Genomic DNA, 13,889 nt, shown 5'->3' on the forward strand with positions numbered 1-13,889 from the left:
GTGATTACAGCTTGGGGATTACGATCTTCGCTGAAGCTTTCACGGTTTCGCTGGCGCGATAAAACACTAGTTGTTTGCCGATATGGTGCACGGCGATGGCGCCCGCTTTATCGGCGATCTCTTCGAATAATGATTTACGCAAATCGCGGTCATCGCCCGCCACTTGCACTTTGATAAGCTCGTGGGCATTGAGGCTGACCTCGATTTCCTTGAGTACCGCGTCTGTCAGGCCATTGTTGCCTATCATGACTACCGGATTTAAATTGTGCGCCAGACCACGTAAATAAGCGATTTGTTTGCTGTTTAATTGCATGCAAAATATTCCTTGAAAACAGACCGCATTTTAGCATGAAGCAGGAATTCCCCCTATGAAACCCTCCAAAACCAGTAAAGCCTGGATGCAAGAGCATCTCAATGACGAATTCGTCAAGCGTGCGCAAAAAGACGGCTACCGTGCCCGCGCTGCTTATAAGCTGCTCGAAATTGACGATAAAGATAAATTGATCAAGCCTGGCATGACCGTAGTGGATCTGGGGTCTACACCTGGCAGCTGGTCACAGGTCGCGGTCCAGCGCATCAAAGGCCAGGGCCGCGTGATTGCACTGGATATTCTGGAGATGCATCCGATTCCCGGTGTGGAATTTATTTGCGGTGATTTTCGCGAAGAAACGGTACTGCAGCAATTGGAGGCCGCGCTGAATGGCAAGCTGGTCGATCTGGTGATTGCCGACATGGCGCCTAATATGAGCGGACTCAAAGATGTTGACCAGGCAGGGGCAACGTATTTGACAGAGCTCGCCCTGGATTTTTGTCAGCATTGGTTGAAACCGGGCGGCAACTTTCTGGTCAAAGTCTTTATCGGTAGTGGATTTGAGGAAATTGTGAAACAAATGCGTGGCCAGTTTGCCAAAGTCGTCACACGTAAACCTAAAGCCTCGCGTGATCGTAGCAGTGAAGTGTATCTGCTGGGCTTGCAGCGAAAAGCTTGAATTGCAATGCTTTTTTGCGTTTAGTTTGATCGCACAAGCAAAAAAATGGGTATACAATGCCATTGAAGGCTTGAAATTATAGGCTTTGCCTCCATTATTTTCTTAGGGATTCTCCCTGCCTTTCGTTTTTAAAGTTAAGGAACCACTTTGAATAATCTACTGAAGAATATCGCGATTTGGGTAGCAATTGCCTTGTTGCTGATGACGGTATTTAATCAATTTAGCGGCACGGGCAGAAGCAGTGGCCAGGTGGTTTACTCTCAGTTCATGCAAGAGGTCAAGGATGGCCGCGTAGCCAAGGTGCAGATTGATGGTCGCTCCTTGCATGTGACTACCAACGAGGGCAAAAACTATGAGACATTCTCGCCTTCCGATCCATGGTTGGTATCAGACCTGCTTAAAAATAACGTTATTGTAGAAGCCAAACCAGAAGAGCATGAATCCATGCTTATGAGCATTTTTGTCTCCTGGTTCCCCATGATTCTCTTGATCGGTGTCTGGATTTTCTTCATGCGCCAGATGCAAGGTGGCGGCAAGGGCGGTGGCCCATTCTCGTTCGGCAAGAGCAAGGCACGTCAACTGGATGAATCCAACAACAGCACCACATTTGCTGATGTGGCCGGTTGCGATGAAGCCAAAGAAGAAGTGGCTGAGTTGGTTGAATTCTTGAAGGACCCAAGCAAGTTTCAGAAACTGGGTGGCCGCATCCCGCGTGGCGTATTGATGGTAGGCCCGCCTGGGACCGGTAAGACCTTGCTGGCCCGTGCGATTGCCGGTGAAGCCAAAGTCCCTTTCTTCAGTATCTCTGGTTCTGACTTTGTGGAAATGTTTGTTGGCGTGGGTGCTGCGCGTGTGCGTGACATGTTTGAAACGGCCAAAAAGAACTCCCCTTGTATCGTATTTATTGATGAGATTGATGCGGTCGGTCGTCACCGCGGTGCCGGTACTGGTGGCGGTAACGATGAGCGCGAGCAAACGTTGAACCAGATGTTGGTTGAGATGGATGGTTTTGAGGCCAATTCCGGTGTGATCGTGATTGCAGCAACCAACCGTGCCGATGTTCTGGATAAAGCATTATTGCGTCCTGGCCGTTTTGACCGTCAGGTTATGGTCGGCTTGCCAGACATCAAAGGTCGTGAGCAAATCCTCAATGTGCATATGCGTAAAGTGCCCATTGATCCAGATGTGAGAGCGGATATTCTTGCCCGTGGTACACCAGGCTTTAGTGGTGCTGATCTGGCTAACCTGGTCAACGAAGCGGCGTTGTTCGCTGCACGTCGTAATAAACGCACGGTAGATATGCAAGATTTTGAGGATGCCAAAGACAAAATCTTCATGGGGCCAGAGCGCAAGTCTATGGTGATGCGTGAAGAGGAGCGGTTGAATACGGCCTATCATGAGTCTGGGCATGCGGTGGTCGCCAAGTTGCTGCCGAAAGCGGATCCTGTGCACAAGGTCACCATTATGCCGCGTGGCTGGGCGCTGGGCTTGACCTGGCAGTTGCCTGAGCATGACCGTATCAGCAATTACAAGGACAAAATGCTGGAAGATATCTCGATTCTGTTTGGTGGTCGGATTGCTGAAGAAATTTTCATGCATCAGATGTCTACCGGCGCTTCGAATGACTTTGAGCGTGCGACAAAAATGGCGCGTGACATGGTGACCAAGTTCGGGATGTCCGATTCGCTGGGGACCATGGTCTATGCAGGTAGCGAGCAGGATTCCTGGATGGGCAGTATGTCTTCACGGACCGTCTCAGAAGCCACGCAGCAAAAAGTCGATGCTGAAATTCGCCGTATCCTGGATGAGCAATATGCGATTGCGCGCAAATTGCTTGAAGATAACCGCGACAAAGTGGAGGCGATGACTAAAGCCTTGATGGAGTTCGAAACCATTGATGCTGATCAGGTCAATGACATTATGGCTGGTTTGCCAGTGCGTCCACCCAAGCAGAAAAATGGACCTACCATTAGTTCTGGTGGCAGTGGTTCAGGCACGATGGTAAACCCGGCACCGCAACCAACGGCAAAAGGCGATGATACTGAGACCTAAAGCCTAACTAAAGATTGAGGTTAAGGTTGGCCACAGGTTTGTGACAACCTGGCTTTCAGTTAAAATAACAAGGCTGGCTTTTGCCAGCCTTTGTTTTTTTGGAAATCAATGACCTATGCTCTTTCATTGTGGACGTTTTCGTCTCAATTTTGACCAGCCCCAAGTCATGGGTATCGTCAATGTCACGCCGGACTCCTTTTCCGATGGCGGTCAATTCCAGCAGGTGGATGCCGCGGTGCATCATGCATTGACATTGATCGAACAAGGCGCCGCGGTGCTCGATATCGGTGGTGAGTCTACGCGGCCTAATGCGACACCTGTCTCCCTGACCGAAGAGTTACAACGTGTGGTGCCGGTGATAGAGGCCCTGGTCGCACGCGATATTCCCGTTCCGATCTCCATTGATACTTATAAGCCTGCCGTGATGCAGGCCGCGCTTGCGGCTGGCGCCAGCATCGTCAATGATGTGAGAGGCTTGCAGGAGCCTGGCGCGCTTGAGGTGGTTGCCAAGAGCGATGCCGGTGTTTGCATCATGCATATGCAAGGCATGCCGCAAACCATGCAGCTGGATCCTCGCTATGAGGATGTTGTGGCTGAGGTGAAACTGTTTTTGCAGACCCAGCGTGATATGTGTCTGGCGGAAGGCATCGCCCAAGACCGGATTATGCTGGATCCAGGCTTTGGCTTTGGTAAAACGCGCGCGCACAATATTGCCCTTGCCAAGGCTTTGCCTGAATTTAGCGAACTGGGCTGCCCATTGCTGGTTGGCCTGTCGCGTAAATCGGTATTGGGACAAATGACTGGCAACGATGTCGACGCCAGATTGCACGCCAGTGTAGCTGCTGCCGTAATTAGTGCCATGCAAGGGGCGCATCTGTTACGCGTGCACGATGTCAAGGCGACGGTTGAAGCCCTCAAGGTGGTTGCTGCACTTAAATAGCCAGCTCAGCATGACCATACATAAGCATAACGATTAAAGGATACACACATGGGTAAGCAATATTTCGGTACAGATGGCATTCGCGGACGCGTCGGAGAGTCGGTGATTACGCCAGAGTTTGTCATGCGCTTGGGCTATGCAGCCGGACGTGTATTGGCCAGCCATGAACACTTGCCTGCGGGTAAACGCCCCACAGTATTGATAGGCAAAGATACGCGGATTTCTGGCTATATGCTGGAAGCGTCCCTGGAGGCCGGATTGTCTGCTGCTGGGGTGGATGTGCTGCTGACTGGCCCCATGCCGACGCCTGCCGTGGCTTATCTAACGCGTGCCTTGCGTGCGCAGGCCGGCATTGTGATTTCTGCTTCACACAACCCTTATTATGATAACGGGATCAAGTTTTTCTCTGCACAGGGCACCAAGTTACCGGACGAGATCGAGTATGCGATTGAGGCCGCGCTGGCTCAGCCCATGCAGGTCATGGATTCCGCGCAACTGGGCAAAGCGAAGCGTGTCGATGACGCAGCGGGCCGCTATGTCGAATTCTGTAAAAGCACGTTTCCCAATCACCTTGATCTGCGTGGCCTCAAAATTGTGCTCGATTGTGCGCATGGCGCCACCTACCATGTCGCGCCGCCGGTGTTCCATGAGTTGGGGGCAGACGTCATCGCTATAGGCAATCATCCTGATGGCCTCAATATTAACGAGCAGGTGGGTTCCACTCACCCGCAAGCCCTGCAAAAAGCCGTGGTGGAACATCAGGCAGATTTAGGCATTGCCTTTGATGGCGATGGCGACCGTGTCATGATGGTCGATGGTGCAGGTAAGCTGCTGGATGGTGACCAGTTACTTTATATTATTGCCATGGGCCTGTATGCCAAAGGCAAACTCAAGGGCGGCGTGGCCGGTACCCTCATGACAAATTTGGCCCTGGAACACGCCTTGCAAAAGCATCAGATTCCGTTTGGCCGTGCCAATGTCGGCGACCGCTATGTGTTGGAGCTGTTGCAGGAAAAAAACTGGAAACTGGGCGGGGAGAATTCTGGCCATATCCTCACGCTGGATAAACACTCGAGTGGTGATGCGATTATTGCGGCCCTGCAGGTGTTGCAGTCCTTGCGTGAAAGCGGCAAGTCCCTGCAACAGCTGGGTGCTGACCTGACGCTATATCCGCAGGTGTTGATTAATGTAACCACCAAACAAAAGCTGGACTTGAACCAGGCGGCCGTGCAAACAGCTGTGCAACAAGCTGAGGCTGCGCTTAATGGAGAAGGCAGGGTCTTGTTACGCGCTTCTGGCACTGAGCCCAAAATCCGCGTGATGGTCGAAGGGTTGAACCAGAGTTTGGTGCAAGCCCAGGCCGAGCATTTAGCACAAGTGATCCGTCAACTGACTAATTGAGCAAACAACATATAGACGAATTTTCTATTTTCACAAATGCCTCAGTTTGCTGGATGGGTCTGTGATATCTGAATTTATCAGCTACCTTCAGCCCTTCGGCTTACATATTTTTGTGGCCTAGTGTATCTGGCATTCTCTTGAGGTTGTTTTACCTGCGTTGTCAAAATATCACTTTGGCAGCCACAAGAAAGCGGAAGATTTCTCACTTTTTATCATGCGGCCTGTTTGCCTTGATAAACCGTAAGGTGTGGAAAGGGAATCTCAATACCTTCTGCATCAAAGGCATTCTTGATCCGTTTCAGGTACTCACGTTTGATGGTCCACTGCTGTAAAGGAAGTACCTTTAAACGACAGCGAATGACAACAGCAGAGTCTGCAAGATTGTCGACTCCAGCCATCTCCAGATTATCCAAAATAATAGGTTTAAATTCGTCGTCCATACATAAGTCTGCTCCAACTTGAAGCATGACTTGTATGACGCGTGCCAAATTCTCTTTGTAAGCTACACCAATATCCATTACCGCATAAGCAAAATCCCGCGAGCGATTGGTTACCGTGCTGATCTGGCCATTGGGCACATAATGCACATTGCCTTCGTAATCGCGCATCTTCACATAACGCAGCGTAATTTCTTCCACCAAGCCAGCTTTGTCAGCAATTTCCACGACATCATCTTTGCGAATCTGGTTTTCGAGTAGCAGAAAAAAGCCATTAAAATAATCCTTGACCAAGCTCTGTGCGCCAAAGCCCACTGCCAAACCAACGACCCCGGCTGCCGCCAGTACCGGCGCAATCGAAATCCCAAGCTCATGCAGGATTTCGACCACGGTAATCGCCAGAATCACGGTGGTGACGATATACCGCAGCACCATGCTGAGCGTGTTGAGACGTTTGATCTCTTCCAGGTTGTCTACTTGCCTGGAGTTAAGCTTATCTCTGAGTTTCACAATCAGGCTTTTGCTCAGCCGGTTGAGAAAATAAGCCACGCCAATAATGAAAAAAATACGCAGCAGGGTTTTTACCAGCGCCAGTATTTCCGCAGGTTGCTCTATTCCTAAGTATGTAAACCAAGACATGGTGTCAAACACTCCTTTCGATCAATAAAGTAAATGCACTAACTGGATAGCCAGTAAGCGGTCAGGGTCGGGATTTCTAGAGTCTCCTGCTCGGTGGAGATCGTTGAACCACTACATAAATCCGTCATCATCCTGGCTTTAAACAGGCCGCGTTGCTTAAACGGCTGCAGGTTGACCTGCTGCGCTTGTGTGGCAAAGTTGGCGATTACCACCACGTTGGCATGCATGCCCGATGGCACATAGCGGTGGAAGGCGAACAGGTGCGGATTGTCTTGTGTAATCAGCGCGCGGTTGTTTAAATCGGCAAAGGCTGAAGTCTCCTTGCGGATCGCAATCAGTTGCTTGATCTGGCTGAAAATCCGTTGTTCGACGGTGCCTGGCTGGTGACGACGCGCCATCACCTCCCAGTCCAGTGTCGGTCTGTGTACCCAGCGGTTGTCGTGCATTTTGTTTTCATCTTGCAGATAACTGTCGTTATTAAGCGTACCAACCGCATCGCCATAGTAAATCAGCGGGATTCCGCCAAACGACAAAATCAGGTTATGCAACAAGACGATGGTTTTGATCGCATTTTCAATTGCCAGTAGGTCCTGTGTTTGCAGGGCCATTTCCAGCCCGGCCAGTGACGCCAGCGCACCAGATATGCGGGCATCGCCGGTTTTTTTGTTGACGCCAAAGGCAAAGCCGCGTGCATTCGATTCAGGGTAATGTCCGGTGTAATAATCGACCAAAAAGCGGCGATGTGACACCGGTTCAAATCCGGCTTCGATAATGGCTTTATCACTAAAGCCCAGACCAATATCATCATGGCAGCGCACATAATTGAGCCAGGTTGCGCGGTCCAGTTTTTCCGGCAAGTCCTCCACGCCCTTGGTCAGTAATACGGTCCGTTTGGTGGCGACTGCATCCCAAAGCAGTGCCATAAACGTGGCGTTATAGGCAATTTCACATTCCTTGGCGTTAATGGCATCTTCACCAAAGTATTTGATAATTTCTGTTGGCGAAACTATCGCTTCGGCAATAAAGATCACACCGGGGGCTGCAATCTGGCAACAATCCTTGAGCAATTGCAAAATCAGGTGGGCTTCGCGCTCGTTCTGGCAGCTGCTACCGATTTTTTTCCACAAAAACGCTACGGCATCCAGCCGTAGAATATCTACGCCCTTGTTTGCCCAAAACAGGATGATGTCCACCATCTCAATGAACACAGCAGGGTTGGTGTAGTTGAGGTCCCACTGGTAATGATTAAAGACCGTCATCACCCATTTGCCGGTGTCGGCGTTAAAGGTAAAACTGCCTGGGGCCTGTTCAGGAAACACTTCCGGCATGGCGCTTTCAAACAGATCAGGCAGCGTGCGGTCAGGATACATGAAGTAATAATCCTGATAGGTCTGGTTGCCTTGTTTGGCTTGTTGCGCCCAGGCATGCTCATCTGAGGTATGGTTGACCACCACATCCAGCGTTAGCAGGATTCCGCACTGCTGCATGGCGGCAATCAACTGTTCCAAATCCTCCATCGTGCCATGGCGCGCATCCACTTTCCTGAAGTCGCGCACCGCATAGCCGCCATCATTCTCATGCGCCGGGCAGTCACAAATCGGCATGATATGCACGAGATTGATGCCGAGATCTTGCATATAGGGCAGCTTGTCACGCATATTTGCCAGGCTGCCCGCAAAGCCCTGGCTGTAGAGCGCCATGCCTACCCACTTTTGCTGCATAAACCAGTCATGGTTTTTTTCGCGCTCCAGGTCTTTTGCGCGCAAATGTGGCGCGCGCTGTGCATATTGTGTCGCCAGCACCTCCACCAGCCGCCCCAGTTGTGGCTTAAAGTCTTCGCGCTGACCATAAAGATGCTGAAACAGCGAATAAATGGCGTAAAAGTTAGCACCCAGCCGAGTATAAAAATAGTGCCAGTCTTTGCCAGCCGGTTGTTTGAACGAAGACAGAATCTCGTTCAACACCGCGTGGGAAATTTGTTCGTACATGTATCGAGGTCCTTGTTGATCTGATTATTTCAGGCTGTTGCACTGCCGAATTTATAATGGCGCATGCCCTCCAGAATGCCGTGCGCATGCGTGGCCTCGGCAAAAAAGATCCGTGGCATGCCTTTTAAATGTGCCAATTCTTCGCTATGGTTACCCACTACGACGGCCATGGTGTCGCCCATCAGCATCTCAATATCATTGCCAGAGTCGCCTGCCACCAAGAAGTTGGCCAGTGGCAAATCCCATTTGTAAGACAAATAGCGGATGGCATGGCCTTTGGAAGCGCGAACCGGCAAGATATCCAGAAACTCACCGTGTGAATAAATGATTTGCGCGTGCAGCCCCTGCTTGCGCAGATGCTGGCGGATTTTTTTCACAGGCGGCATCTTGCTGGCATCCACCACATAAGAAATTTTGAATTCACGCTGATTTTCAGCAGATTGCAGACGTAGCCCAGGCAACTCCGCTAACGCTTTTAGCAAGTCATCACGTCGCCATAAATGGCGGATATGGTTAGCCCAGCCGATATCTGGCGTGCGGTTGAGCCCATAGTGAATTTCCGAGCCGACGGAGGTAATGAGCACATCCGGGATAGGAATATTGTTTTTACGCAATATCTCAATCGCACTCTCCAGTGGGCGCCCGGTGGCGATGCCAAAAATGTTATAGCCGACATTGGCCACCAGCCATTCCACCAGGTCAAGCTGCCCCTGTTGGTTGCCAAGCAAGGTGTTGTCTATGTCTGTTATAAATGCATATTTTGCCAGCGGGATCGGTGACTTGCCTTGATGCAGCGCGACTTGCTGCTTGCGCAGATTTTTGCGTTGTTTTCTTAGCAGTTGGTGTACCTCTCTGACATATTTGTTCACATGACCCGCCCAGGTGTAATGGCGTTTGACGTTCAAGACGCCGCTCTTGGCCCATTTGCGCCAGCGTGCTTTATCCGTGAGAGCTGAGAGCAGTGCGTCTGCAATCGCATCGCTATTGAGTGTGTCTACCAGCAAGCCATGATGACAATTGGCCAGAATATCGCGCGGGCCGCCATCATCTGGCGCAATCACCGGCAGGCCGCAAGCCGCGGCTTCGAGCAAGGTCAGCCCAAAAGGCTCAGTAAAGGCGGCGTTGATAAATACGCCACGGCTTTTGGCCGCCATGCGGTACAGCTCTGGGATATCTTCTTGCGCATGACTTTTGGGAATTGCTACTTTGCCCCATAAGTCATAGGCATCAATATCCAGCAGCAATTCATTCAACACCTGTGCCTGCGATTTTTCCAGGTCTCGAATGCGCTCTCGGCTACCGGCGACCAGCACCAGGTTAGCCTTCTTTTGCAGCGCCGGGTGGCTGCCATAGGCGGCTAGCAAGCCCTTGATGTTTTTGCGCACCTCGGGCCGGCAAATACACAAAATCATCGGCTTTTTCGGGTCATGCAAAAAGCGATGGATACTCTGCTCCAGCGTTGCTGGTATTGCTCGGCGGCCTGGCGGCGAAAAGCGCGATGTATCTGTACCGGGCGGGATGACGCGGAAGCGCTGATGATCGGCTTGCGCATACATGCCATATTGCAGCTCAACCTCCTGGCGTGTGCTGGTCACGATCATCGAAGCATGCTGAATCAGCGCATCCTCCTCGGCAATGCGGCGCTCAAAATTAAACTGCTTTTCAATCTTGTCTGCCTTGCGGCCACTGGAAAGCAGGCGCGCCTGCTTGGGTTTGCCCAGTGAATGGCCAGTATGAATGAGCGGAATGCCCAGCAGCATAGACAACTGGCGGCCCACATAGCCGGCGTCGGCATAGTGGGAATGGATCACATCTGGCAAGCGGCCTTGTTGACGTAAATAGTGTAGGCAACGGTCCACCATCTGATCCAGATGTGGCCATAACAACTCTTTGCGGATGTAGCGCTTGGGCCCGCATGGAAAGCGGATAATGCGGGCCTTATCGCTAAGTTTCTCTTCAGGCTGCGCATAATCGCTCGCCACCTGCGGGTCGTCGATCAACCGCGTCATCAGGTCGACCTTGCCGACTTGCGGATGCTCCGCTAACGCATTTGCCAAATCCAGTACATAAGTGCATTGCCCGCCGGTATCGGCATCCGCGCCCAGCTCAAGTTGCTGGCCACGAATCAAACCATGTACGCTGATTAGCAGCACGTACAAGGATTCTGAGGGTTCTTTTTTATTCACACGCATGGCTACCTCCACTGGCTCACCACAAAGCAAGGCAATTGCACCTCAGGCCTGGCAACTGCAATTGATCATGATGAAAAATGCTGCAGGACTCTACGTCCATTAGATTGAAAGATGCTACTTGCATCCATGTTTTCCGCGAGGGAAATAAGCGGGATATCAGGCCTGTAATACCCCTATTTCAACTACAGGCTAATAAATTGACATCAATTTAAAATAAAAAGTTTCAACTTTTAACAAGATCGCAGGCAATAAAAAAGCCCTGACCAAGAGGGCAGGGCTGATTTTTTGCATGAGTTAGAGGCTAGTAGGCTTGACCAGTAGCATAGAACGCGCCGCCAGCAATATGGTGGATGGTGCGTAACTCGTCATGTCCCTCAAAATGCCAGCGGCCGTCACTAAACACCCGTGTATCGGCATGTGCCGCCACCACTTCAGCAATAAATAAATCGTAAGTGTTCTGGTTATGCGGCTCGGGGATAATCTTGCACTCCAGCCACGCCACGCACTCCTTCACCAGTGGCGCGCTAATCTCTTGTGCGGCAAAGGTCTCAATGCCGTATTCCGCAAACTTGTCTGTGCCTGCCAAATCGCGGCCGCTGATGCTACCTACCTTTTTCACCATCTCAATTTGCTTGACGCAAGGCAGGTTGATGGCAAAAGTACCTTCCGCTTCAATCAGTTCACGCGTGTAGGTTTTGCTATCAATCACTACCGTTACTTTAGGTGGATTGAAGTCTAAAGCGCAGACCCAGGCGGCAGCCATGATGTTTGGTTTTCCATCGTGGATTGAGGTGATTATGGATGTAGGACCATGATTAATGAGACGTGTTGCAAATTTTAAATTGAATTCAACGGGATTCATGGTTTGAAATTAAACTTTTTCATTCGCATATGCCGCCAATATTTTTTCGGTCATTGCTCTAGATTTTAGTATTTGTTTGTCATCAATATTTTGTCCTGATCTTTCAACGATCTTAATAGCAGTTTCAAATATCTTTTTGCACGTTATTGGGTCATTGAGTTTTTCAATTATTGGAGTGCAATAAGCTTCGACCTTTCTTTGACTAGTCATAGGTGGTAAATTTTCTTTTGATGCAATCTTAGGAATGAGCATAATTAAAAAGAATTTAATCTTTTTATACCTTTTATCTAGTTCACTTGAATTGAATAACGCGTCTAATTTATAGAATGCTAAACCTGCAAGATAATACATTCCATATTGATGGTTTCTTTCGAAAATTCCAGAGCCATCTTCACCTATATTTTTTATAAGACTTCCGAAGTAACTTGTAACTAAATGAGGATTTTGATTAACAATTGACAAAAATGACTTAATTTGGATTGGAACAGTAATAATTTTTCTTTTTACAACATTCTTGTCTGAACTATATTGTTTAGCACGCCTTTCATAAAATAATTTTTCACCCACTTCTATTGAATCATAGTATTGCTCAAGATTCCTTTGGAAATCTGACATTGCGGTGAGTTGTTCTTTCTTAATTGCTGTTTGATTGTTTGTAGAAACTGTAATTTGAGATTTGACATCTTCATTATCGGTTACGATTAATTTAACTGGGACATTAATTTCACTTAATGTTGGATTGTTGCGATTTTCATAAAGAACACTACTTGTTTGGCAACCATTCACGATTTGATAGTCAGTAATAGTAAAATTGTTTCCAGAAGTTTTTATTGAATTGGCTACAATTGCAACTCCGTTGTTTAGCACGCTAAAAAGTTTGGAGTTTTTATCCTTAAGTGTTTCAGAAATACTTTTATTTACTGGGTTGTTGCTTCCTTGAAAGTCGCGCACATTGTCATCAAAAACGCTGTGAATGTTGTCATTCTCATCAATAATGATTTTCCTGAATTCAGAAAACGGTAATAATCCTAAATAAGCTTGATTGATTCCTTCAATTTCTGGAAGGGTTACTTTGTTAACAAAAACAAAAGATGCCGAAATTGGGTTTTTTGTTTTTCTATATAGCTTGCCTAATTCGTTTGCCCCAATTGTATGAACTTGAACCTCTTCAAAAAGGTTGTAGTTTTCAAGAAGACGTTTATTGTGTGATAAAACAGCATTAATATTTTCATCGTCTTCGTTTCTTACACCTGTTGTAACAAAAAAGGTTTTACATTTTGGATTTTCTTTAAAGCTAGACGCATGTGCCAGAATATGGTCTGAAAGTTCGGCGAAGTGTTTAATATCATCATTTCTAGGGAGTTGTGGTGATTCTGAAAAAAAATCATTCACACCAAAGTAAAACGTATTAATTTCTTTTGCTTCGAAGTTAGAGGATGTTTTAGTCTGTATAAAAATATAGGTGACCTCTAAATAGCCATTTTTTTGTAAAAGATCATCTATTTCTTCTATCTCTTCAATTAAATAACCGTTGACCACGATAGCTATTCCATCAATACCCGTGTCATGCCCCGAACCGATGGTAACCAACTCAACATCGAAAGTTTTATTGTATTCGTTAGAAATTATTGTGTAATTACAAAACAACTCAAAATCTTTTGAATCATCAACTTGCTTTATCTGCGAAGATTCAAAGAAATCAACAACTAGAGATTTCGTTATTCTATCCATACTAATTCATCCCAAATTTTAATTAATTATTAATGGTGTGATACATGAGTTTATTTAGCTTTTTGAGGTTTCAAAGATTAAAGTACAAAAAATTTATGGCTGATTTTTTGTAGATTCATGTGAAAAAGTTATTTGATTAAACGATGTCGTAATTACTACATAAGGCGTACCGTTTTGTTCAGCTAGCCTTTTTGCAGTTTGAGCTGCGCGACGTAAAGCTTGCTCTATGTCCTTAAACTCTTTCTCTATCAAATTTTCTTTTTCAGTCATAGATTTAAACCTCGTGATGTTAATTTAGGTTCGTTGCCTGAATTGTCATACAAAATCAATGAGTTTGCTAGAGAGCTATAAAGCTTATGAAAATTTTCTAAACCTGCTTTGAATCTACGCCTGATGGTGCCTTCAGGGATATTATGTCCACATGCGGCAACTCTGGCTATCGCGATTTCTGGATCAGGTAGGCTCAGGAAAGCAAGCGTGATGTGATAGCCAAGTTTTTTCCATGTAACAATATCTTTGGCGTAGGTTTGCCTGAAAGCGTGGTTTCAATGGCAAAGCTGTTGCCAGCTTTTACATTCAACTCAATTTCTTTCAGCATGAGTCTTGCCGCTTTGACGGCTGCGGTTTCAGGAGAGAAGGGTGCCAACCCGGCCGCAAT

Annotated in this window: 12 protein-coding genes; 4 read left to right on the forward strand and 8 right to left on the reverse strand. The window is 47.9% G+C overall.

Annotation, left to right across the window (positions count from 1 at the left end):
* Positions 1-4: 4 nt before the first annotated feature.
* Positions 5-313, reverse strand: a complete 309-nt coding sequence (gene yhbY / locus AACH41_RS04915) for a ribosome assembly RNA-binding protein YhbY (protein ID WP_194747121.1) — start codon at positions 311-313, stop codon at positions 5-7.
* 55 nt (positions 314-368) lie between these two features.
* On the opposite strand from yhbY, the gene rlmE reads away from it, so the two are divergent.
* The 4 genes from rlmE to glmM all read left to right on the forward strand — a co-directional run bounded on the left by rlmE (position 369) and on the right by glmM (position 5,382).
* Positions 369-989: a 23S rRNA (uridine(2552)-2'-O)-methyltransferase RlmE gene (gene rlmE, locus AACH41_RS04920; RefSeq protein ID WP_338657143.1), complete on the forward strand. Its 621-nt coding sequence runs from the start codon at positions 369-371 to the stop codon at positions 987-989.
* Between the two features lie 147 nt (positions 990-1,136).
* Entirely contained in the window at positions 1,137-3,041 is a 1,905-nt protein-coding gene (gene ftsH, locus AACH41_RS04925; protein ID WP_194747119.1) for an ATP-dependent zinc metalloprotease FtsH, read from the forward strand.
* Positions 3,042-3,156: 115 nt separating this feature from the next.
* Positions 3,157-3,981, forward strand: a complete 825-nt coding sequence (folP, locus tag AACH41_RS04930; RefSeq protein ID WP_338657145.1) for a dihydropteroate synthase — start codon at positions 3,157-3,159, stop codon at positions 3,979-3,981.
* Between the two features lie 48 nt (positions 3,982-4,029).
* Positions 4,030-5,382 (forward strand): phosphoglucosamine mutase, encoded by a 1,353-nt coding sequence (gene glmM, locus AACH41_RS04935; RefSeq protein WP_194747117.1) that lies wholly within the window; start codon positions 4,030-4,032, stop codon positions 5,380-5,382.
* A gap of 212 nt (positions 5,383-5,594) precedes the next feature.
* Here glmM and AACH41_RS04940 read toward each other — a convergent pair whose 3' ends face one another.
* From AACH41_RS04940 to AACH41_RS04970, 7 genes are all read right to left on the reverse strand, one after another.
* Positions 5,595-6,458: a mechanosensitive ion channel family protein gene (locus AACH41_RS04940; protein ID WP_338657148.1), complete on the reverse strand. Its 864-nt coding sequence runs from the start codon at positions 6,456-6,458 to the stop codon at positions 5,595-5,597.
* Positions 6,459-6,496: 38 nt separating this feature from the next.
* Complete coding sequence (locus tag AACH41_RS04945; protein ID WP_338657150.1) at positions 6,497-8,446, reverse strand: alpha-amylase family protein; 1,950 nt, start codon at positions 8,444-8,446, stop codon at positions 6,497-6,499.
* A 29-nt stretch (positions 8,447-8,475) separates the two neighbouring features.
* Positions 8,476-10,638, reverse strand: a complete 2,163-nt coding sequence (locus AACH41_RS04950) for an HAD-IIB family hydrolase (protein ID WP_338657153.1) — start codon at positions 10,636-10,638, stop codon at positions 8,476-8,478.
* A 301-nt stretch (positions 10,639-10,939) separates the two neighbouring features.
* Complete coding sequence (locus AACH41_RS04955) at positions 10,940-11,500, reverse strand: flavin reductase family protein (RefSeq protein ID WP_338657155.1); 561 nt, start codon at positions 11,498-11,500, stop codon at positions 10,940-10,942.
* Between the two features lie 9 nt (positions 11,501-11,509).
* A complete protein-coding gene (locus AACH41_RS04960; RefSeq protein ID WP_338657157.1) occupies positions 11,510-13,231 on the reverse strand; it encodes an AIPR family protein in 1,722 nt (573 codons plus the stop codon).
* A 93-nt stretch (positions 13,232-13,324) separates the two neighbouring features.
* Positions 13,325-13,501, reverse strand: coding sequence for a hypothetical protein (locus AACH41_RS04965; protein WP_338657159.1), 177 nt, complete (start codon positions 13,499-13,501; stop codon positions 13,325-13,327).
* A gap of 193 nt (positions 13,502-13,694) precedes the next feature.
* Positions 13,695-13,829 carry a hypothetical protein gene (locus AACH41_RS04970; protein WP_338657161.1) on the reverse strand — a complete coding sequence of 45 codons (135 nt, stop codon included), beginning with the start codon at positions 13,827-13,829 and terminating at the stop codon, positions 13,695-13,697.
* Positions 13,830-13,889: the final 60 nt, after the last annotated feature.

Origin of the sequence: Methylophilus sp. DW102 (assembly GCF_037076555.1) — a bacterium.
GTDB lineage: Bacteria > Pseudomonadota > Gammaproteobacteria > Burkholderiales > Methylophilaceae > Methylophilus > Methylophilus glucosoxydans.

Excerpts from the sequence above, each read along its gene's own strand:
- yhbY (WP_194747121.1), bottom strand. The coding sequence starts at position 313 with ATGCAATTAAACAGCAAACAAATCGCTTATTTACGTGGTCTGGCGCAC.
- rlmE (WP_338657143.1), top strand. The coding sequence starts at position 369 with ATGAAACCCTCCAAAACCAGTAAAGCCTGGATGCAAGAGCATCTCAAT.
- folP (WP_338657145.1), top strand. The coding sequence starts at position 3,157 with ATGCTCTTTCATTGTGGACGTTTTCGTCTCAATTTTGACCAGCCCCAA.
- glmM (WP_194747117.1), top strand. The coding sequence starts at position 4,030 with ATGGGTAAGCAATATTTCGGTACAGATGGCATTCGCGGACGCGTCGGA.
- AACH41_RS04940 (WP_338657148.1), bottom strand. The coding sequence starts at position 6,458 with ATGTCTTGGTTTACATACTTAGGAATAGAGCAACCTGCGGAAATACTG.
- AACH41_RS04945 (WP_338657150.1), bottom strand. The coding sequence starts at position 8,446 with ATGTACGAACAAATTTCCCACGCGGTGTTGAACGAGATTCTGTCTTCG.
- AACH41_RS04950 (WP_338657153.1), bottom strand. The coding sequence starts at position 10,638 with ATGCGTGTGAATAAAAAAGAACCCTCAGAATCCTTGTACGTGCTGCTA.
- AACH41_RS04955 (WP_338657155.1), bottom strand. The coding sequence starts at position 11,500 with ATGAATCCCGTTGAATTCAATTTAAAATTTGCAACACGTCTCATTAAT.
- AACH41_RS04960 (WP_338657157.1), bottom strand. The coding sequence starts at position 13,231 with ATGGATAGAATAACGAAATCTCTAGTTGTTGATTTCTTTGAATCTTCG.
- AACH41_RS04965 (WP_338657159.1), bottom strand. The coding sequence starts at position 13,501 with ATGACTGAAAAAGAAAATTTGATAGAGAAAGAGTTTAAGGACATAGAG.
- AACH41_RS04970 (WP_338657161.1), bottom strand. The coding sequence starts at position 13,829 with ATGCTGAAAGAAATTGAGTTGAATGTAAAAGCTGGCAACAGCTTTGCC.